The sequence below is a fragment of the Streptomyces sp. HUAS 31 genome, from assembly GCF_028198125.1.
Lineage (GTDB): Bacteria > Actinomycetota > Actinomycetes > Streptomycetales > Streptomycetaceae > Streptomyces > Streptomyces chartreusis.
This window is the reverse complement of sequence record NZ_CP116353.1, coordinates 6,037,661-6,056,587: the sequence shown is the minus strand read 5'-3', so window position 1 is coordinate 6,056,587 and position 18,927 is coordinate 6,037,661. Positions and strand designations below refer to the sequence as shown.

The 18,927-nt window shown below is 69.9% G+C and carries 15 protein-coding genes; 10 read left to right on the top strand and 5 right to left on the bottom strand.

Translation table 11 applies throughout. From position 1 onward, the window contains the following. Position 1: 1 nt before the first annotated feature. Positions 2-931 carry a trypsin-like peptidase domain-containing protein gene (locus PGH47_RS27140; protein WP_271665580.1) on the bottom strand — a complete coding sequence of 310 codons (930 nt, stop codon included), beginning with the start codon at positions 929-931 and terminating at the stop codon, positions 2-4. A 294-nt stretch (positions 932-1,225) separates the two neighbouring features. Further along, positions 1,226-1,885 carry a hypothetical protein gene (locus PGH47_RS27135; RefSeq protein ID WP_271665579.1) on the bottom strand — a complete coding sequence of 220 codons (660 nt, stop codon included), beginning with the start codon at positions 1,883-1,885 and terminating at the stop codon, positions 1,226-1,228. Between the two features lie 249 nt (positions 1,886-2,134). Here PGH47_RS27135 and PGH47_RS27130 point away from each other — a divergent pair, with 249 nt between their 5' ends. From PGH47_RS27130 to PGH47_RS27105, 6 genes are all read left to right on the top strand, one after another. Beyond that, positions 2,135-3,346, top strand: a complete 1,212-nt coding sequence (locus tag PGH47_RS27130) for a pyridoxal phosphate-dependent aminotransferase (RefSeq protein WP_271665578.1) — start codon at positions 2,135-2,137, stop codon at positions 3,344-3,346. Positions 3,347-3,443: 97 nt separating this feature from the next. Further along, on the top strand, positions 3,444-3,866 hold the full coding sequence (locus tag PGH47_RS27125; RefSeq protein WP_271665577.1) for an SCO4983 family protein: 423 nt from the start codon (positions 3,444-3,446) through the stop codon (positions 3,864-3,866). 267 nt (positions 3,867-4,133) lie between these two features. After that, on the top strand, positions 4,134-5,198 hold the full coding sequence (locus PGH47_RS27120) for a hypothetical protein (protein WP_271665576.1): 1,065 nt from the start codon (positions 4,134-4,136) through the stop codon (positions 5,196-5,198). A 14-nt stretch (positions 5,199-5,212) separates the two neighbouring features. Beyond that, the gene (locus PGH47_RS27115) at positions 5,213-6,382 is read left to right on the top strand and encodes a toxic anion resistance protein (protein WP_271665575.1); all 1,170 of its coding nucleotides are present in this window, start codon (positions 5,213-5,215) and stop codon (positions 6,380-6,382) included. Continuing rightward, the gene (locus tag PGH47_RS27110; RefSeq protein WP_271668167.1) at positions 6,382-7,920 is read left to right on the top strand and encodes a vWA domain-containing protein; all 1,539 of its coding nucleotides are present in this window, start codon (positions 6,382-6,384) and stop codon (positions 7,918-7,920) included. The genes PGH47_RS27115 and PGH47_RS27110 overlap by 1 nt, the downstream gene beginning before the upstream one ends. Beyond that, the gene (locus PGH47_RS27105; RefSeq protein ID WP_271665574.1) at positions 7,907-8,530 is read left to right on the top strand and encodes a hypothetical protein; all 624 of its coding nucleotides are present in this window, start codon (positions 7,907-7,909) and stop codon (positions 8,528-8,530) included. Before PGH47_RS27110 ends, PGH47_RS27105 begins: the two co-directional genes overlap by 14 nt. Here the strand turns inward: PGH47_RS27105 and PGH47_RS27100 are convergent. After that, entirely contained in the window at positions 8,520-10,253 is a 1,734-nt protein-coding gene (locus tag PGH47_RS27100; RefSeq protein ID WP_271665573.1) for an Ig-like domain repeat protein, read from the bottom strand. The two genes, PGH47_RS27105 and PGH47_RS27100, sit on opposite strands and share 11 nt — an antisense overlap. Positions 10,254-10,555: 302 nt before the next feature. After that, positions 10,556-12,379, bottom strand: a complete 1,824-nt coding sequence (locus PGH47_RS27095) for a phosphoenolpyruvate carboxykinase (GTP) (RefSeq protein ID WP_271665572.1) — start codon at positions 12,377-12,379, stop codon at positions 10,556-10,558. Between the two features lie 341 nt (positions 12,380-12,720). Here PGH47_RS27095 and trhA point away from each other — a divergent pair, with 341 nt between their 5' ends. The 4 genes from trhA to PGH47_RS27075 all read left to right on the top strand — a co-directional run bounded on the left by trhA (position 12,721) and on the right by PGH47_RS27075 (position 16,510). Continuing rightward, positions 12,721-13,467, top strand: coding sequence for a PAQR family membrane homeostasis protein TrhA (gene trhA, locus PGH47_RS27090; RefSeq protein WP_271665571.1), 747 nt, complete (start codon positions 12,721-12,723; stop codon positions 13,465-13,467). Positions 13,468-13,571: 104 nt separating this feature from the next. Then, positions 13,572-15,113: a DHA2 family efflux MFS transporter permease subunit gene (locus PGH47_RS27085; protein WP_271665570.1), complete on the top strand. Its 1,542-nt coding sequence runs from the start codon at positions 13,572-13,574 to the stop codon at positions 15,111-15,113. Positions 15,114-15,118: 5 nt separating this feature from the next. Beyond that, the gene (locus tag PGH47_RS27080) at positions 15,119-15,748 is read left to right on the top strand and encodes a TetR/AcrR family transcriptional regulator (RefSeq protein ID WP_271665569.1); all 630 of its coding nucleotides are present in this window, start codon (positions 15,119-15,121) and stop codon (positions 15,746-15,748) included. A gap of 33 nt (positions 15,749-15,781) precedes the next feature. Then, complete coding sequence (locus PGH47_RS27075) at positions 15,782-16,510, top strand: Mut7-C RNAse domain-containing protein (protein WP_271665568.1); 729 nt, start codon at positions 15,782-15,784, stop codon at positions 16,508-16,510. Here the strand turns inward: PGH47_RS27075 and PGH47_RS27070 are convergent. After that, positions 16,498-18,927 (bottom strand): galactose oxidase early set domain-containing protein, encoded by a 2,430-nt coding sequence (locus PGH47_RS27070; protein WP_271665567.1) that lies wholly within the window; start codon positions 18,925-18,927, stop codon positions 16,498-16,500. The two genes, PGH47_RS27075 and PGH47_RS27070, sit on opposite strands and share 13 nt — an antisense overlap.

The window sequence follows — 18,927 nt, the reverse complement described above, 5'->3', positions numbered from 1 at the left end:
GTTACGGCTTGGGCAGCACGCAGCCGCTCGCGTTCAGGTCGAGCTTGTTGTCGACGCCGAAGCAGGCGGGGATCTGGTAGGTCTCCTGGGCGTAGTTGATGCCCTGGCGAACAGTGACGTTGCCGCTCTCGTCGACCTCGCACGGGTTGTTGACCGTGCAGCGCTGGCCGTCCTCGTTGCCGGTGTTGTTGACGGCGACGACCTTGTTGGTGGCCTGGTCGATGACGGGGGAGCCGGAGGTGCCGCCGATGGTGTTGCAGGCGGAGGTGTAGCGGACCGAGTCCTTGAAGGTCCAGTCGCCTTCCTTGAGGCGGTAGGCGAACCCGTCGATGTTGCAGTTGTACAGCCGCTTCCAGTAGCCGGAGGCGACCGTGATGGCCGTGCCGGCGGTCGGGTGGCTGTCGGCCATGGTCAGCGCGTTGATCCCGTACGAGCTCTTGATCTGCGCGTACGTGGTGGTGAGCTGATAGATCGACACGTCCGTGTCGGTCATCGTGCCGTAGGCGATCTTGCTGGCGCGCAGCGTGCCGACCCGGCTGCCGTTGGCGTTGAGCAGACCGAACGTCCGGCTGGATGCCCGGTCTACGACGACCTCGCCGGGGCCCGGCATGCCGGTCTCCAGACAGTGGCCGTTGGACATCACCAGCGCGGGGTCGTTGTCCTCCGAGGCGGGGAACCGGACGACCGAGCCGGAGCAGTTGCTGAGCGAGACGGTACCCGCGAAGTTGACGGCCTTGACCTTGGGGTTCAGGACCTGGCCGAGGCTCTCCGTGGCGGAGTTGACGGTGTCCTGGACCACGGAGGTGACCGAGTTCGTGTCGACACCCTTGCCGAAGGACTGGGCCGTGTCCACGTCAGCCGCGGCCGCGGGTGCGGCGCCGGCCCCGGCTATCGCCAGGGCGAGGAGGGCGGCGCCGAGCGGTTTTCTCATGTGGGGGTCCCCTCATACGAGGAGGGTGACCGAAGAATCTCCGGCCACCCGCACTTTTGTCATGCGCATTGTCACGCAAGAGGGGAGTGCGGACAAGGAGTTGATTACCGGCGAGTTCGGGCCGTAGGGGTTTCCCTATCACGGTGAGTGAGGGCCTCCGGCCCGGCGGCGCAGGACGTTCACGAGAGGATGCCGAGATCACCACAGTCGGCGCCGGCCGCCTCGGCACCCGCTCCTGCGGGAGCAGCCGTACAGCGCGTCACGCCCCGAGCGCTACTCTCCCCCGCCCGACCTTCAACCGGGCTTCTTCGAGTTGCCCTGCCCCCGCCCCGGCTTGTTGCCCGAGTTGCCCGGGCCGTTCGCGGTCGGGGTGACCGTCGGCGCGGACGGGCCGGTGCCCGTGGCGGTCGGATCGGCCGAGGGCTCTGCGGTGCCACCGTCGGAGGCGGCGCCGTCCGACGCGGACGGGCTCGCCGAGTCGCTCGGAGAGGGGCTTCGGGAAGCGGCGGCGCTCCCGGACGCGTGGGCACCTGCCGACGCGCCCCCGGAGGCCCCTCCCGGTGTCGGCAAGCCGTCGGGCGTCGGGCTCGTGCGATCGCTCTTGGTCCGCGTGCCACCCTCCGAGGAGGACCCGGACAGGGCGAACCCGGCCATCAGCGCCGCCGCCGACACCGCGCCCACCGCACCGGCCGCCACCACGAAGCGGGGCGAACGCCAGACACCGGGCCTGCGCCGGGCCCGGCGTCGGCCGCGTCCCTTGTCCGGGTCGTCGGCGTAGTCGTGGCCGTCCTCGTAGACGTAGCCGTAGCCGTCGCCCTCACGGGCGCCGGTCGCCCCTTCGACCACCGCGGGCAGCTCGGTCGTCTCGTCGTAGGCGTTCTGCCAGCCGTGTGCGGCCGCGGGGTCCATGTACTCCTCGTACACGGCATTCGACTCGGCATACGGGTGATACACGTTCGGAGGAGCCTGGAACCCATCGCCCTCCCGGCCCACACCCTGAACGGGGGGAGTGGCGGCGGGGTGATTCACGCCGTTCGCTCCGTACATCCCGTTTTCGCGCTCAGAAGGGCTGGACATGAGCGCGCATTCTAGGGACGGGAGAGACCCCTGGGACAGTTACCGCTGATAACAGCTCAAACCCCCGCGTCTCACGTGTCGGAAAACACGACCCAGGGTCCGTTACCGGGCCGTAAGCTCCTTGACATGCAGGTGATCCAGTCGACGAAGCTCGCCAACGTCTGTTACGAGATCCGGGGCCCGGTGCTCGAGGAGGCGATGCGGCTCGAGTCGGCGGGGCATCGGATCCTCAAGCTGAACACCGGCAACCCGGCCGCGTTCGGCTTCGAGTGCCCGCCCGAGATCCTGGAGGACATCCTCCGCAACGTGTCGTCGGCCCATGGCTACGGCGACGCGAAGGGCCTGCTCGCGGCGCGCCGGGCCGTCGTCATGCACAACCAGACCCTGGGCGTCGAGACCGACGTCGAGCACGTCTTCATCGGCAACGGCGTCTCCGAGCTGATCGTCATGGCCATGCAGGGCCTGCTGGACGACGGGGACGAGGTACTGGTCCCGGCCCCCGACTACCCGCTGTGGACCGCCGCCGTGTCGCTGTCCGGCGGCACCGCCGTCCACTACCGCTGCGACGAGCAGTCCGACTGGATGCCCGACCTCGCCGACATCGAGCGCAAGGTCACCGACCGCACCAAGGCCCTCGTCATCATCAACCCGAACAACCCGACGGGTGCGGTGTACGACGAGGCCATGCTCCGGGGGCTCACGGACATCGCCCGCCGGCACAACCTCCTCGTCTGCTCCGACGAGATCTACGACAAGATCCTCTACGACGGGGCCACGCACACCCCGACCGCCGCCGTCGCCCCCGACCTGCTCACGCTCACCTTCAACGGCATGTCGAAGGCGTACCGCGTCGCCGGGTACCGGGTGGGCTGGATGTCGATCTCGGGCCCGCGCGCCCACGCCGACTCCTACATCGAGGGCCTCACCATCCTCGCGAACATGCGGCTGTGCGCGAACATGCCCGGTCAGCACGGGGTCGTGGCAGCACTCAGCGGCCGGCAGACCATCAACGACCTGGTGCTTCCGGGCGGGCGGCTGAAGGAGCAGATGGATGTCGCCTACGAGCTGCTGACGCAGATCCCCGGCGTGACCTGCGTACGACCGAAGGGCGCGCTGTATCTCTTCCCGCGCCTCGACCCCAAGGTGTTCAAGATCAAGGACGACCGGCAGATGGTCCTCGACCTGCTGCGGCGCGAGAAGATCATGGTCGTCCAGGGCTCGGGCTTCAACTGGCCGGAGCCGGATCACTTCCGGGTGGTCACCCTGCCGACGGTCACGGACCTGCGGGACGCGGTGGGCCGGATCGGGCGGTTCCTCGACGGCTACGGCCAGCCGTGACCCTGCGTGTACAAGCGGTCCGCCTTTGTGAACCGCTCAACTTTAGACAGAATCTAAGCTAGGATGGTTTCCTGTCAGCGCACAGGAGGCCATCCCCATGTACGAACCGATCCGTACCAAGTCGGTCCACAGCACGATGGCCGGCAGCACCACCGACTTCCCCCACCGCTCGCGCGAGGAGGAGCTGGACATCCAGCTCGCGGGCCATCTCGCCGCGCTGCTCGCCGTCACGGACGAGCTGCGCGCGACGGCGCCCTCGGAGGACCTGGACGTCGCGGGCGACCGGCTCGCGGACCAGGTCGCCCGGCTGCGGGAAGGCCGTAAGCCGGCCCGTTCGGTGGCTTCCGGCGGTCAGACGAAGCTCACGGCACTGCACCGGCGTGCGCATGCCCTTGCCGGGCGGGCGCTGGTGGTCGCCGCGTCCCGTGCCGACACCGCGGCCGCGATCCTCGCCGCCGAGCGGATGGACGCGCACGCCGCCGCGCAGGCCGAGCCGCAGGAACTCACCGGCGTCAGCTGAAGCCCCTTTGAACGGCCCCGGTCCGCGTGCACCCGCAGCGACGCGCGGACCGGGCGCCACAGCACCGCGTTGGCTCGGGCCGACTGTCGCCTCGCCGCAAGGGTTCGCGTCGTGCTCGCGGCCGCCCGTTCGTCGTGGCTGGTCGCGCAGTTCCCCGCGCCCCTGGAGGGGCGCCCCCCGACCCCGTGCTGTAACGGGACCGGTATGACACCTGCCGTTCATCCCCTCTGACGGGGAACGTTGGATTCCGCGAGCACTCTCCACCCCGTGAGACGTATCGCAGGAATCGTCCTCGCGGTGCTGCTGATCGGTGGCGTGGTGGTCGCCGTCGTCGCAGGCCGCAGCAATGAGGACAAGGGCACGGCAACGAAGACCGTGCAGGCAGTGATCGGATCGGAGAAGGCCGAGTTCTTCGCCGATCCCGACGTGGTGAAGGCCCTCGCCGCCAAGGGCTACACCGTGAAGGCCGAGACCTCCGGGTCCTGGGCCATGGAAGGGCTGGACCTCAAGGGGTACGACCTCGCGCTCCCGTCGAGCCAGGCGCCCGCCCGTGAACTCGCCGCGAAGTACGAGGTGACGGGGACACTCCCCCGCCCCTTCTACTCGCCCCTCGTCGTAGTGGCGCACAAGAACGCCGCCGAGGTGCTCGCGGGCAACGGGCTGGCCACGCTGGACGAGGCCCACCGCGGCACCCTGAAGATGGCCGCCTATCTGGACGCGGCGCGCGCCGACCGTACCTGGCAGCAGCTCAAGGGCGCCAGGAAGTACGGGGAGTTGACGGGCACGGTCTACCTGTCCAGCACCGACCCCGAGACCTCCAACTCCGGCGCGCTGTACCTGGCCGCCGCCTCCTACGTGGAGAACGGCGGCAAGGTCGTCGCCGGCGCCGCCGAGGTCGACCGCACCGCACCGCTGCTGCACAAGCTGGTGAGCGTGCAGGGCGCCCAGCAGTCCGGCAGCGACGCCGTGTTCCGGGACTTCGTCAGCGGCGCCGGCAATCCGCTGGTCGTGGTCTACGAGTCCCAGGTCGCCTCCCTGCTGGCCCGGGGAGAGCAGCCCGAGGACCTGGTCGTCCTCTACCCGGACACCACGGTCAACAGCGACCACACCGCCGTACCGCTGACCGAGGACGGCAAGGCCGTCGCCGAACTCCTGTCCTCGGACCCGGCGTTGCGGAAGCTGGAGGTCCGGCACGGGTTCCGTCCGCAGGGCGAGGCCGCCGGGTTCGCCTCGGACACCACTTACCTGAAGCAGGAACTGACCGGCGTCCACCAAGCCGCCGTGCCCACCTCCGGGGTGCTGCACGAGCTGGCCCGACGGGCGCGCGGATAAGGGGGCAACAGCACATGAGCACCAACGACGACACCTTCGTCCTGACTCCGCCGGAGCCGGTTGCCGCCGTGCCGCGCGAGAAGGCCGGCGGACTCGTCCCGGTCGACGACGGGGTCCGCAGCGACATGGCCGGCAAGGCGACCGCCTATGTGGAGGGGCTCGCCGGACTCGACGCCCGCTCCCCCGAGTTCGCCGGCAAGGTCGGTGAGATCACTGCGCTCGGCGCCGGGGAGATGCGGACGGCGGCCGCGCAGTCCAACCGCATGCTGGAGCGGACGATCCGGAGCCTGCCGGACAAGGGCGGTGACGCCCAGTCGCAGGTCGCGGGTTCGCTGGTCGAGCTGCGCCGGGTGGTGGAGGACCTCGACCCGCGGGACCTGCCGGCCTCCAGGGGACGCAAGTTCCTCTCCAGGCTGCCCGGTGGCAACAAGCTGCGCGACCACGTCGCGAAGTACGCCTCCGCACAAGGGACCCTGAACAGGATCGTGGGGTCGCTGCGCGGCGGGCAGGACGAGCTGCGGCGCGACAACGCCGCGCTCCAGAGCGAGCGGGTGCGGCTGTGGGAGACCATGGGCAAGCTCCAGGAGTACGTCGTGCTGACGGAGGCCCTGGACACCGCGGTCGAGCAGCACATCGGCCAGGTCGCCGACCCGCAGCAGGCCGACGGACTGCGCGCCGACATCCTCTTCCCGGTCCGGCAGAAGCACCAGGACCTGCTCACCCAGCTCGCGGTGTGCGCGCAGGGCTACCTCGCCATGGACGTCGTACGCCGCAACAACGAGGAGCTCGTCAAGGGCGTCGACCGGGCGGCCACGACCACCGTCTCGGCGCTGCGGATCTCCGTGATGCTGGCCTCCGCGCTCGACAACCAGAAGAAGGTCATCGAGCAGGTCAACGCCCTGCGCGGCACGACCGAGGACCTCATCCGCGGCAACGCCGAGATGCTCGCCACGCAGAGCGGCGAGATCCAGCGCATCGCCGCCGATCCGGCGGTGGGAGCGGAGACGCTCCGTAACGCCTTCCAGCAGATCTACCGCACCCTCGACACCATCGACAGCTACAAGGTCCAGGCGACCGAGGCGATGGCGGCGACAGTGGAGAACCTCACCGCCGAACTCCAGCAGGCGAGCGGCTACCTGGAGCGCAGCCGTTCGCAGGGCGCGCTGGAAGGCGGTCTCGGATGATGAGAGCACGCGTCCTCGCGCCGGCGCTCGCCGCCCTGGCGCTCCTGACCGCCTGCACCTCGCACAAGGCGTCCGACGAACCCGACAACGCCCCGAGACCGGGGTCCCTGCGCGTCCTCGCCTCCAGCGAGCTCAGCGACATGGCCCCGGTCCTTGACCGGATCGCCGACGACACCGGCATCGAGGTCCGGCCCACCTACATGGGCACCCTCGACGCCGTGGAACTGCTGGCGAAGGGCAAGGCGGACGGCCGGTACGACGCGCTGTGGCTGTCCTCGAACGACTATCTGCGGCTGCGGCCCGAGGCGGCGAGGAAGGTCGTCTCGGAGACGCCGGTCATGTCGAGCCCGGTCGCCGTCGGCATCAGGTCGACGCAGCTCGGGAAGCTGGGCTTCGAGCCCGACGACGTCACCTGGTCGCAGATCGAGCAGGCCGTCCAGGACGGCAGGCTCACCTACGGCATGACCGACCCGGCCCGCTCCAACTCCGGTTTCGCGACCCTGGTCTCCGTCGCCTCGGCCCTGTCCGGCGCGCAGTCCGCCCTGACGGACGCGGACGTCGCCAAGGCCACGCCCCGGCTGAAGGAGTTCTTCAAGGGGCAGAAGCTGACGTCCGGTTCGTCGGGCTGGCTGGCGACGGCGTACAAGCGGCGCGGGAACGTCGACGCGCTGCTGAACTACGAGTCCGTCCTCAAGGGCATCCCGGGCCTGACCGTGATCCGCCCCAAGGACGGCGTCGTCACCGCCGACTACCCGCTCTCCTCCCTCGCGTCGACGAACACCGCGACCCGCGAGGACGTCCGCCGCCTCACCGAGGCGCTGCGCGGCGACGGCATCCAGCGGCTGATCACCGAGCGCACCCATCGCCGCCCGGTCGTCAGCTCCGTCGACCCCGCTCCCGGCCTCGACACCGGCCGGCGGCGCGAACTGCCCTTCCCGGGCACCCGTTCCGTCGCCGACGGCCTGCTGGAGTCGTACGAGAACGAGCTGCGCCGCCCGTCCAGGACGGTCTACGTCCTCGACACCTCGGGCTCGATGGAGGGCGACCGCCTGGAGCAGCTGAAGAAGGCGCTCAGCGACCTCACCGGTGACTTCCGCGAACGCGAGGAGGTCACGCTGATGCCGTTCGGGTCGGGCGTGAAGAGCGTGGCCACCCATGTCGTGGATCCGGCCGACCCGAAGGCCGGGCTCGCGGGCATCCGCGAGGAGACCGACGCGCTCACCGCCGAGGGCGACACCGCGATCTACACCTCGCTGCAGGCGGCGTACCAGCATCTGGGCTCCGGCAGGGACACGTTCACGTCGATCGTGCTGATGACGGACGGCGAGAACACCGCGGGCGCCGACTCGGCCGGCTTCCACGCCTTCTACGCCGGCCTGGACCGCGAGCGGCGCGCGACGCCCGTCTTCCCCATCCTCTTCGGCGACTCCAGCAGGTCGGAGCTGGAGAACATCGCCGAGCTGACCGGCGGCCGGCTCTTCGACGCCCGGAAGGGTTCGCTGGACGGCGCCTTCGAGGAGATCCGTGGCTACCAGTAGGGCAGTGGCGTACCTGGAGTCCCGCAAGAACATCGCCGGGAGCGCGTGCGGACTGGTCGGCCTGGTGCTGACCTTCACGGGGGTGGCGGGACCGTACTGGCCGGCCGTGGTCGTGGGGCTGTACGGCGCGGGCGCGCTGATCGCCCCGCCGGAGCGGCCCGCGCCGCCCGAATTCCCCGACCCCTCGGCCCAGTTGGACGAGCTGCGGGGCGACTTCGAGCGGGTGCGCGGCTATCTGACGGACGTCGAGCTGTCGGTGACGGCCGCGGCCCGGCTGCGTGAGCTCACCGAGCTGCTGACGGCGCTGCTCGACAAGGGCTGGGTCGCCGAGCTGCTCGCGCACGACCCGGAGGGCGTGCATGTGCTCTCCCGGATCGTGCGGCGCGATCTGCCCGAGGCCGTCGACAGCTTCGTACGGACGCGGTGGTGGACGCGGATGTCGCCGGGGAGCGAGTCGCCGGAGCTGCATCTGGAACGGCAGCTGGGTCTGTTGAGGAAGGACGCCGAGAAGCTGGCGGCGGGCCTGCGCGAGGTGGAGGCCCGCCGCCAGGAGACCCACACCCGGTACCTGGAGGACCGGGGCGGGACCGGGGGCGGACTTACCGCCTGACGTACACCGTCGCCGAGGCGGACGACGCGTTGTGCAGGTCGTCGCCCGGCCAGCTGACCGTGTAGTCCGCGTCGCCGCGGGTGCGGGGCAGGTCGTTGATCGTGAAGGTGCCGTCGGCTGCGACCGTCACCGACGACAGCGTCCCGGTGCCGAGCCGGTCGGTCCGGGTGACCTTGAGGACCGCCCGCTCGGGCAGCGCCTTGCCCTGTGCGGTGAACGTGCCGGTGATCTCGACGCCCGTCTTCAGCGAGCCCTCCTCGGGCGCGGTGAGCGCGATCGAGGTGGGCGCCTTGCCGACGGACACCGTGGTGGTGATGTCCTCGGCGGGGCGGTGGGTCAGGTCGCCGAGGTAGGAGACCTTGTAGGTGGCGTCGCCCACGAGGCCGGGCTCGTCGAGGACGGTGAAGGTGCCGTCGTCCTTGACGGTGAAGGTGCCCAGATCGTGGGTGCCGCTCGCGTCGGTGCGGGTCGCTCTGACCTTCAGGGGCTCGGCGGGCGCGGGCCCGTCCTGCTCCAGCTTGCCGCGCACGGCGAGCGGTTCGCCCGCTGCGGCCTGGGCGGGGCTGTGGGTGAGGCCGCCGGTGAAGCGGGTGTCGTACTGGACGGCCGGGGGCTGGATGATGTGCAGCCAGTACTGGTTGCCGGCCGCGTTGGTGGTGACCGCGAACAGCCGGGAGCCGTCCGCCGCCCACTCCAGGCCGCGCGCCGCGACCCGGTCGCCGTCGAGGCTGCCCTCGAAGGCGAACTCCAGCGGGGCGGTGGCGTCGGCCGGGTCGGCGGGCTGCACCAGCAGGTCCGGCGTGGAGCCGGTGGCCGAGGCGCCGCGCGCGATGTACTTGCCGTCGCCGCCGAAGGCGACCGCGCTGGCGACGGCTCCGGCGGGCAGTGCCCGGTAGCCCTCGGCCGCGTCGGACAGGTCGCCGGTGTTCAGCAGCCGTGTCCCGGCGCTCGCGTCGGCGACGGCGACCTTGCTGCCGTCGGCGGAGAACGCCATGTCCTTCAGGTTCAGGGCGCCCGTGCCGTCGGCGTCGGCGAAGCGCCGGGCCGCGCCTCGCACGAGCGAGCCGCCGCCGGCGTCGTACACCGTCAGGAACGGGTTGGTGGCGGAGGAGTTGAGGGGCTGGCCCATCAGCATCCGGTCGCCGGGACCGGCCTCCAGCTGGAGCTTGCCGGAGTCCTGCCAGTCGGTGCGCGCGACGGTGTTGGTGGCGGGCGCGTAGGCGTCCAGGTAGGTCAGCGTGGTGTCGCACTGCGAGGTGTAGTACGAGTACGGCGTCGTGTAGTACACCTGGCCGCCCGAGAAGGCGAGGCTGCGGCCGCAGGTGTCGGTGGAGACGTACAGGCCGTTCGAGGTGTAGGTGCTGGTGTCGTAGCGCCAGATGACCTCGCGGCCGCCGACGTAGAGCGTGGAGCCGTCGGCGTTCAGCGCGAGGCCGGAGATGTGCTGGGTGGTGCCGATCGTGGTGATCCGCTCGCCCTGGAAGTTGTAGACGGCGATCTGACCGGGGTTGCTGTAGCTGCCCATGTTGCTGTCGGCGATGTAGACCCGCTGGTGCGCGGAGTCCACCGCGAGCGCGGAGTACGAGGTGATCGGCAGCTTGGCCACCGCCTCGGAGGCCGCCGCGTGGGCCGCGGGCGCGGCGGCGACGGTCAGGCCGGTCCCGGCGAGTGCGGCGGCGAGCAGCGTGGCCGCGAGACGTCTGGAGCGGTGTGCAGTATTCAACTGTGCCCCCCACAGGCTGAATTGAGCGTCCACTGCGATGAGTGACGCTCCTGTGGAGACCATGTAACAGTGGTGCGTATACCGCGATCAAGGCGGCGCGACCGTACAGGCGAGCGAATACAGGCGAGGGCCTGCCGCGGCCTTCCCATCGGGGCGGACGGGATGACCACGACAGGCCCAGAGCCCCGTACGCCGTTGTACGGAACCTCGCCGGTCTGTGGTGCTGTCACCGCGGCCGGCCGTGACGATACTGCTGGTCAGGGCACGATCGGAGCCGGCCGCGGCGTTATTGGGGGCAGTTGTCAGCCCAGGCGCTGCACCAGCGCGTTGTACTCGTCCCACAGCTCCTTCGGCGTGTGGTTGCCGAAGGTGTTGAGGTGATCGGGGACGAGCGCGGCCTCCTCGCGCCAGATCTCCTTGTCGACGGTGAGCAGGAAGTCGAGTTCGGACTCGGACAGTTCGAGACCCTTGGTGTCCAGGGCGCCCTTGGCCGGCAGGACGCCGATCGGGGTCTCGACGCCCTCGGCCTTACCGTCCAGGCGCTCGACGATCCACTTCAGCACGCGGCTGTTCTCGCCGAAGCCGGGCCAGACGAACTTGCCCTCGTCGTTCTTGCGGAACCAGTTGACGTAGTAGATCTTCGGCAGCTTGGACTGGTCCTTGTCCTTGGCCACGTCGACCCAGTGGGCCATGTAGTCGCCCATGTTGTAGCCGCAGAAGGGCAGCATCGCGAACGGATCGCGGCGCAGCTCGCCGACCTTGCCCTCGGCGGCGGCGGTCTTCTCGGAGGCCACGTTGGCGCCGAGGAACACGCCGTGGTTCCAGTCGAAGGACTCCGTCACCAGCGGTACGGCGGTGGCGCGGCGCCCGCCGAACAGGATCGCCGAGATCGGCACGCCCTTGGGGTCCTCCCACTCGGGCGCGATGATCGGGCACTGCGCGGCGGGGACGGTGAAGCGGGCGTTGGGGTGGGCGGCCGGGACGCCGGAGGCGGGCGTCCAGTCTTTGCCCTTCCAGTCCGTGAGGTGGGCCGGGGTCTCCTCCGTCATGCCCTCCCACCAGATGTCGTTGTCGTCGGTGAGGGCGACGTTGGTGAAGACGGAGTTGCCCCACAGGGTCTTCATCGCGTTGGCGTTGGTGTGCTCACCGGTGCCGGGCGCGACGCCGAAGAAGCCGGCCTCGGGGTTGATCGCGTAGAGGCGGCCGTCCTCGCCGAAGCGCATCCAGGCGATGTCGTCGCCGATGGTCTCGACGGTCCAGCCGGAGATCGTGGGCTCCAGCATGGCGAGGTTGGTCTTGCCGCAGGCGCTCGGGAAGGCGGCGGCGACGTACTTCGACTCGCCCTGCGGCGGCGTCAGCTTGAGGATCAGCATGTGCTCGGCGAGCCAGCCCTCGTCGCGGGCCATGACGGAGGCGATGCGCAGGGCGTAGCACTTCTTGCCGAGCAGCGCGTTGCCGCCGTAGCCGGAGCCGAAGGACCAGATCTCGCGGCTCTCCGGGAAGTGGGAGATGTACTTGGTCTGGTTGCACGGCCAGGGGACGTCCTCCTGGCCCTCCGCCAGCGGGGCGCCGACGGAGTGCACGGCCTTCACGAAGAAGCCGTCGTCGCCGAGTTCGTCGAGGACCGCCTGGCCCATGCGGGTCATGGTGCGCATGGAGACGGCGACGTAGGCGGAGTCGGTGATCTCCACGCCGATCGCGGAGAGCTTCGAGCCGAGCGGACCCATGCAGAACGGGACCACGTACATGGTCCGGCCGCGCATCGAGCCGCGGAAGACGCCCTTCTCGCCGGCGAAGACCTCACGCATCTCGGCGGGGTCCATCCAGTGGTTCGTCGGGCCGGCGTCCTCCTCCTTCTCGGAGCAGATGAAGGTCCGGTCCTCGACGCGCGCGACGTCGGTCGGGTCGGAGGCGGCGTAGTAGGAGTTGGGGCGCTTGATCGGGTCGAGCTTCTTGAAGGTGCCCTTGGCGACCAGTTCCTCGCTCAGGCGCTCGTACTCGGCCTCGGATCCGTCACACCAGACCACGCTGTCCGGCTGCGTCAGTTCTGCGATCTCGTTCACCCACGAGACCAGCTCGCGGTGGTTGGTGGGGACGACGGGGGGAGCCGCGATGTCGCGCGCCACGGTTGCTCCTAAAAGAGGGATTTTGTCCTGAATATGCCCTTGTGTGCCCCGCGGGGGCCACGACCCGGATGCTTCGCGGATCGGATCGGCGTTCCGATCTTCCGCGCTCATCCGGTGCCGACCGCACTCATTTGATCATCCGACGCGTCCGCCCATATGTCCAGAGGGCGTCACAGGTGAGCGGCGTGAGCATCGCCACTCATCCAGATGTTTTCGATGGGTCACCACCGCTTCACCCCGGGTGGGTCCATTGCGGGTACCCCGTGAGACGATGGCCACTTAAGGGCGCCCATCTGGCCGCTCTGACGCGTAACTTACGGTTCCGTAGGTACGATGCCCGCATGACTGCGCCCGTCCCCGACGCGCCAACGGACACGCCGGCCGCCGGCCGCGGTTCCGGCGCGCCCTCGCTGCCGCACCAGATCGCGCACCACGCCCAGCAGCTCTCGGAGGAGATCAAGCCCAGACTCCGGGGCTGGCTGCATCTGGGCATGTTCCCGGCCGCACTCGTCTCGGGCCTGGTGCTCACCGCCCTCGCGGACTCGGCGCGCGGCCGTATCGCCTGCGGGATCTTCGCCCTCACCGCCTGCCTGCTGTTCGGCGTGAGCGCGCTGTACCACCGGGGCAACTGGAGTCCGCGCATGGACGGGGTCCTGCGCCGACTGGATCACGCCAACATCTTCCTGATCATCGCGGGCACCTACACGCCGCTGACGATGCTGCTGCTGCCGGGGGCCAAGGGGCAGTGGCTGCTGTGGGGCATCTGGGCGGCCGCCGCGGCCGGCATCGTCTTCCGGGTCTTCTGGGTCGGCGCCCCGCGCTGGCTGTACACCCCCTGCTACATCGCGATGGGCTGGGCGGCGGTCTTCTTCCTGCCGGACTTCATGCGCTCCGGCGGCATCGCGGTACTGGTCCTGGTGATCGTCGGCGGCCTGCTCTACAGCGCGGGCGGCGTGATCTACGGCATCAAGCGGCCGAACCCGTCACCGCGCTGGTTCGGCTTCCACGAGGTCTTCCACTCCTTCACGCTGGCCGCGTTCGTCGTCCACTACGTGGGGATCTCCCTGGTGGCCTACCAGCACGCATAGCCCACCGCACAGCGCCTTCGAGGGCCACGGCTTCCGAGCCGTGGCCCTTTTTCACGCCCTCTACACGTTGACAGCAACTCCCTTTTGAGAGCTACTCTCATTTCATGGTTACTGCCACTACAGATACCCGCCGCTGGTGGGCGCTCGGCGCCCTGGTCGCGAGCATGCTCACGCTCGGCTTCGACATGACGATCCTCAATGTGGCGCTGCCGACGATGGCCGCCGACCTCGGCGCCACCACCGGCCAGCAGCAATGGATGGCGGACGCGTACGTCGTCGTCTTCGCCGCGCTGATGCTTCCGGCGGGCCTGCTCGGCGACCGGTTCGGGCGGCGGCGGATGCTGGTCACCGGGCTCGGCGTCTTCCTCGCCGGTTCGCTCGTCGGCGCGCTGGCCGGCGACGTGAACGCGGTGATCGCCGCACGCGCGGTGATGGGCGTCGGCGCGGCCCTGGTCACCCCGCTCTCGCTGTCAGTGCTGCCCACGCTCTTCGGCCCCGAGGAGCGCACCAAGGCCGTCGGCATCGCCTCCGCCGCCTCCGCGCTCGGCCTGCCGCTCGGCCCGATCATCGGCGGCTGGCTGCTGAACCACTTCTGGTGGGGCTCGGTCTTCCTGATCAACGTCCCGATGGCCGCGATCGGCATCGCCGCCTGCCTCTTCCTGCTCCCCGAGACCAAGGACCCCGCCTCCCCCGAGGTCGACACCGTCTCCACGGCGCTCGCCGCGACCGGGCTCGGCTCCTTCGTCTACGGGATCATCGAGGCACCCACCCGGGGCTGGGGCGACCCGCTGGTCCTGGGCACTCTCGGGGCGGCCGTGCTCCTGATCGCCGCGCTGGTGGTGCGCGAACGCCGGGTCGAGCGCCCCATGCTCGACATGAAGCTGCTCGCCCACCGCGGCTTCCTGTTCAACACCGTCGCCGCCACCCTGGTGACGTTCATCCTGACCGGCCTGCTGTTCGTGCTGCCGCCCTACCTCCAGGCCGTCCTCGGCCACGACGCCCTGGGCACCGGCGTGCGACTGCTGCCGATGATGGGCGGACTCCTGGTCGCCTCCCGCCTCGCCCCGAAGGTCGTCGCCCGCTTCGGCGCGCGTGCCGCGGTGAGCGCGGGCCTGGTCGTGCTGGCCTTCGCCGGGTTCCTCGGCAGCCGTACGACGGTGGACTCCGGCTATGGATTCGTCGCACTGTGGCTCACCATCACCGGCCTCGGCTTCGGCCTCTCGCTCATCCCCGCCATGAACGGCGGTCTGAGCGCCCTGCCCCGGGACCGGGCCGGCAGCGGCTCCGGGCTGCTGATGACCCTGCGTCAGGTGGGCGGCGCGATCGGTATCGCCCTGCTCGGCAGCCTGCTCGCCGGCGCCTTCCGGGACCGGCTCGACGTCACCGGGCTGCCCGCGGGCGCCGCCGACACCGCCGGGGAGTCCGTGGTCGCGGCGCACCTCGTCGCCGAGCGGGCGGGCTCGGCCGAGCTCGCGGCCTCCGCGAACAGTGCGTACGTCCACGGCATGGGCATCGTGCTGCTGGTGTGCGGGATCGCGGCCCTGGTCTCCGCCCTGCTCGCGGCGGCGTTCCTGCCGGGAACACCGGATGCGGAGCGGCCCGGGACCCCGCACATGGCTGCCGAGGGGGCCGATGCCCGACAATGACACCCATGACCCCCGCACAGTCCTCTCCCCCGACCGACCCTCCCCAGCTGGGGCTTCGTGAGCGGAAGAAGATCAAGACCCGGACGGCGATCCGCGACGCGACGTACGCACTGATCAAGGAACAGGGCTACGACGCCACCACGATCGAGCAGATCGCCGAGCGCGCCGAGGTGTCGCCGTCCACCGTCTTCCGCTACTTCCCGACCAAGGAGGACATCGTCCTCACGGACGAGTACGACCCTCTGATGCTGGAGGAGTTGCGTGCCCGGCCCGCGTCGGAGTCCTGGCTGGACTCGGTGCGGTACGTGCTCCACCGGTCCATGGACGAGCTGCTCGCCGTGGATCCCGAGGCGGTCCGGATCCGGGCGCACCTGGCGGTCCAGATCCCCGCCGTCCGCGCCCGGATGATCGAGAGCATGTCGGCCACCGGACTCCTGCTGCGGGGCGCCATCGCCGAGCGCCACGGTCTGGACGCGGACTCACTCGAAGTGCGGGTCTACGCGATGTCCCTGGTCGGCGGCCTGATGGAGGCCAACATCACCTGGGCGGAGAACGACTGCCAGGACGAGCTCCGCGATCTGGTGGACCGGGCCCTGGACGTCATCGAGCACGGCCTCCCCGCGAAAAAGAGCTGAGGCACCCGCCCCGGCCCGTGTCATCCTGGCCGGGTGAACGGTCCCGAGATCCATGTCGAGTTCGCCCCCGAGCTGCGGGTGTTCCTGCCCAACGGCCGGCGCCAGGAAGGTGCCGCCCGGATCACCACCGACGGCGTCTCGACCCTCGGCCATGTCGTGGAGTCCCTCGGCGTCCCGCTCACCGAGGTCGGTGCCGTCGTCGTGGACGGCCGCGAGATGCCGGTGTCGTACGTCCCCGCGTCCGGCGGGTCCGTCTCGGTACGGCCCGTGGCACGCCCCCAGCGGGTCCCCGGCGCTCCCCTGCGCTTCCTGCTCGACGTCCACCTCGGCACCCTCGCCCGGCGGTTGCGTCTGCTCGGCGTGGACACCGCCTACGAGTCGACCGACATCGGCGACCCCGCGCTCGCCTCGCTGTCGGCCGCCGAGAAGCGGGTCATGCTGAGCCGTGACCGGGGGCTGCTGCGGCGCCGTGAGCTGTGGGCCGGCGCGTATGTGTACAGCACGCGGCCCGAGGAGCAACTGCACGACATCCTCGACCGGTTCCGGCCCGAGCTGCGCCCCTGGACCCGCTGCACCGCGTGCAACGGGCTGCTCAAGGAGGTGACCAAGGAGGAGGTCGCCGAGCAGCTGCAGGGCGGGACTCAGCGGTCGTACGACGTGTTCGCGCAGTGCACCCAGTGCAAGCGGGCGTACTGGAAGGGCGCGCACCACGAGCAGCTGGTGGCCATCGTGGAGCGCGCCCTCGCCGACTACCCGAGCTGACGCCCGGTCACATCACCCTTCCCGCAGGCGACTCCGTCCTTGTCCGGGTCAAGGCGCAGCGGGTCGTCCTTGCCGTTGACCTTCAGACGGCCGTAGTCGTTCTTCTTCAGCCAGTCGCAGCGGGACTTCGTCGTCGCCTTCACGGTCGGCGGGAAGTCCGTCGGGACACAGACGTTGACGGAGCCGTAGTGGCGGTCGCAGCCGGAGACGGTCGGGCCGACCTTCTGCGAGGTGCGCTTCTTGCCGGGGCCCGTGACCTTGCCCTTGAGGTTGTCGGCGAAGTCATGGACGTGCGCGGATGAGTCCGTGGCGCTCAGCGCCGAAGGACCCTGCAGATGGACCCACTTGGCCACCGACGGCACCCCGTTGGCATCGACCGCGAAGAGCATGTACCAGCCGGGCGGGGCCAGGTTGGGGTTGCTCGTCACGTTCAGGTCGACGTTGTCGCCGTCGACGGACAGGGGCAGATCCACGAACCGCTGGTTGGGATCCGAGGAGTGGGTCACGGCCGCCGGGCGGATCAGCTCGGCCTTGGCGATCGGGCGGTCGACGGTGATGCGCTGGGTGTCGCCGTACGTCCACTCGGTGTCGATCACCGAAGTGATCTTCGGGCGCTGGCCCTTGAGGAGATAGGGCGGGGTGTAGATGGACACGTCGTGGTTCCAGCTGCCGTTGCCCGGGTTGTCGCCCGTCGCCATCACCCGGCCGTCGGGCAGGAGGAACGCCGAGGAGTGGTAGCCGCGCTCCTCCGGGTCCGCGGCCACCGGGTCGAAGGTGCCGGTCGCCGGGTCGTAGATCGACGACTCGTACACCGGGTCGGCCCGGTTGTGCAGCGCGCCGCCCGTCTCCAGGACCTTGCCGTCGGGCAGGAGCACGGCGGAGACGTACATCTTGCCCTGGTTGCCGGTCTGCGGGACCTTGCCGTTGCCGAGGTCGACGGTGCCCTGCGGCAGCGGCGGTCCCGCGACGTAGGACGGGTTGGGCTGCTTGAGGTCGATGACGTCGGTGAGGCGGTTCGCGTCCGGGTTGGAGTCGATGTTGCCGCCGCCGATGGTGAGGACCTTCTGGTCCTGGGCGGGCGGCAGCAGCACGCTCGCGGACTGGTCGCGCTGGTCCTTGTTCCGGAGGCCGGGGATCTGGGTGACGGTGTTGGCGCCGTAGTCGTAGATCGCCGAGCCCGTGCCGGGGATGTTGTTGCCGAAGACATGGCTGCCGGAGTAGAAGAGGCGGCCGTCCTGCATGAGGATCATCGACGGATACAGGCCCCAGTACGACCAGGTCTGGTTGACCTTCCAGAGCTCCAGCCACTTCTGCTCGGCGTCCGACCACAGCTCGGCGGTCACCGAACCGGTCGAGTCCTCCTTCAGACCGCCGAAGGAGATCACATCGCCGTTGCCGAGCACGGTGGCCGACGGATACCAGTGGCCGTCGTTCATGTCATTGGTCCTGCTGTAGGCCTCGGTGACCGGGTCGAAGATGTACGAGTCCTTGTACCCCTGGTAGCCGATCGTGCCGTCGGCCGACGGATAGCCCTTGTTGCCGCTCATCACGAGCACCCGGCCGTCCTGCAACTGCACATGCCCGGCGCAGAACATGTCCTTCGGCGTGGGGATCTGCTTGTACGTGCCGTTCTCGGGGTCGTAGACCGCGCTGGTGAACGTGCCCGCCTCGAACATCTGCTCGCTGTTGCCGGAGCCCGCGATCAGCAGCACCTTGCCGTTGTTGAGGACGACGGAGTGCATGGAGCGGACCGGGTTCTGCGTGGGCAGCACGTCCCAGCGGCCGTTCGCGCACTCCTCGGCCGTGCCCGTGCACACCGGGTCCGGGACGGGGTCGGCGACCTGGTCCATCGTGTAGTCGTCGGTGGTGACCGAGCCGGTGCCGTAGACGGAGACGCCCCAGGCGATCCGGTCGGTGCCGGCCGGCACCTCGGGGGTGCGTACGGTCGCCTCGGCCCAGCCGGCCGCCATCTCCAGCGTCTTGAGGTCGGTCCAGTACTGCCAGCCCGCCGTCGCGTCGTGCCGGAACAGGGTGACCGAGGTGTCGGGGGTGGTCGACTTGTACCAGAGCCCCAGGTCGTACTGCTTGCCCGGCGTGACGACCGGCGCGCACTCGGCGGACTCGGTGATGAGCGCCTTGCGGTCGCCCTCGACCCGGCGGGTGAGCGTGACCTTCATGGCCTTGGAGCCCGAGTGGGCGTCGGCCACGGTCTCGAAGGTGAAGTCGTTGTCGCCCCAGCCGGACTTCTTCCAGCAGTAGGGCATGTCGTCGCTGCCGGCGGTCTCGAAGCCGGGGTTCTTGATGAGGTTGGCGGCGGAGGCGGACTGGGGCGAGGTGAGGAGCAGACCGGCGGTCAGGGCGCCCACCCCGACCAGTGCGGTCCTTCTTCGGTGTCTGCTGACGAGGCGCTTGTCCAT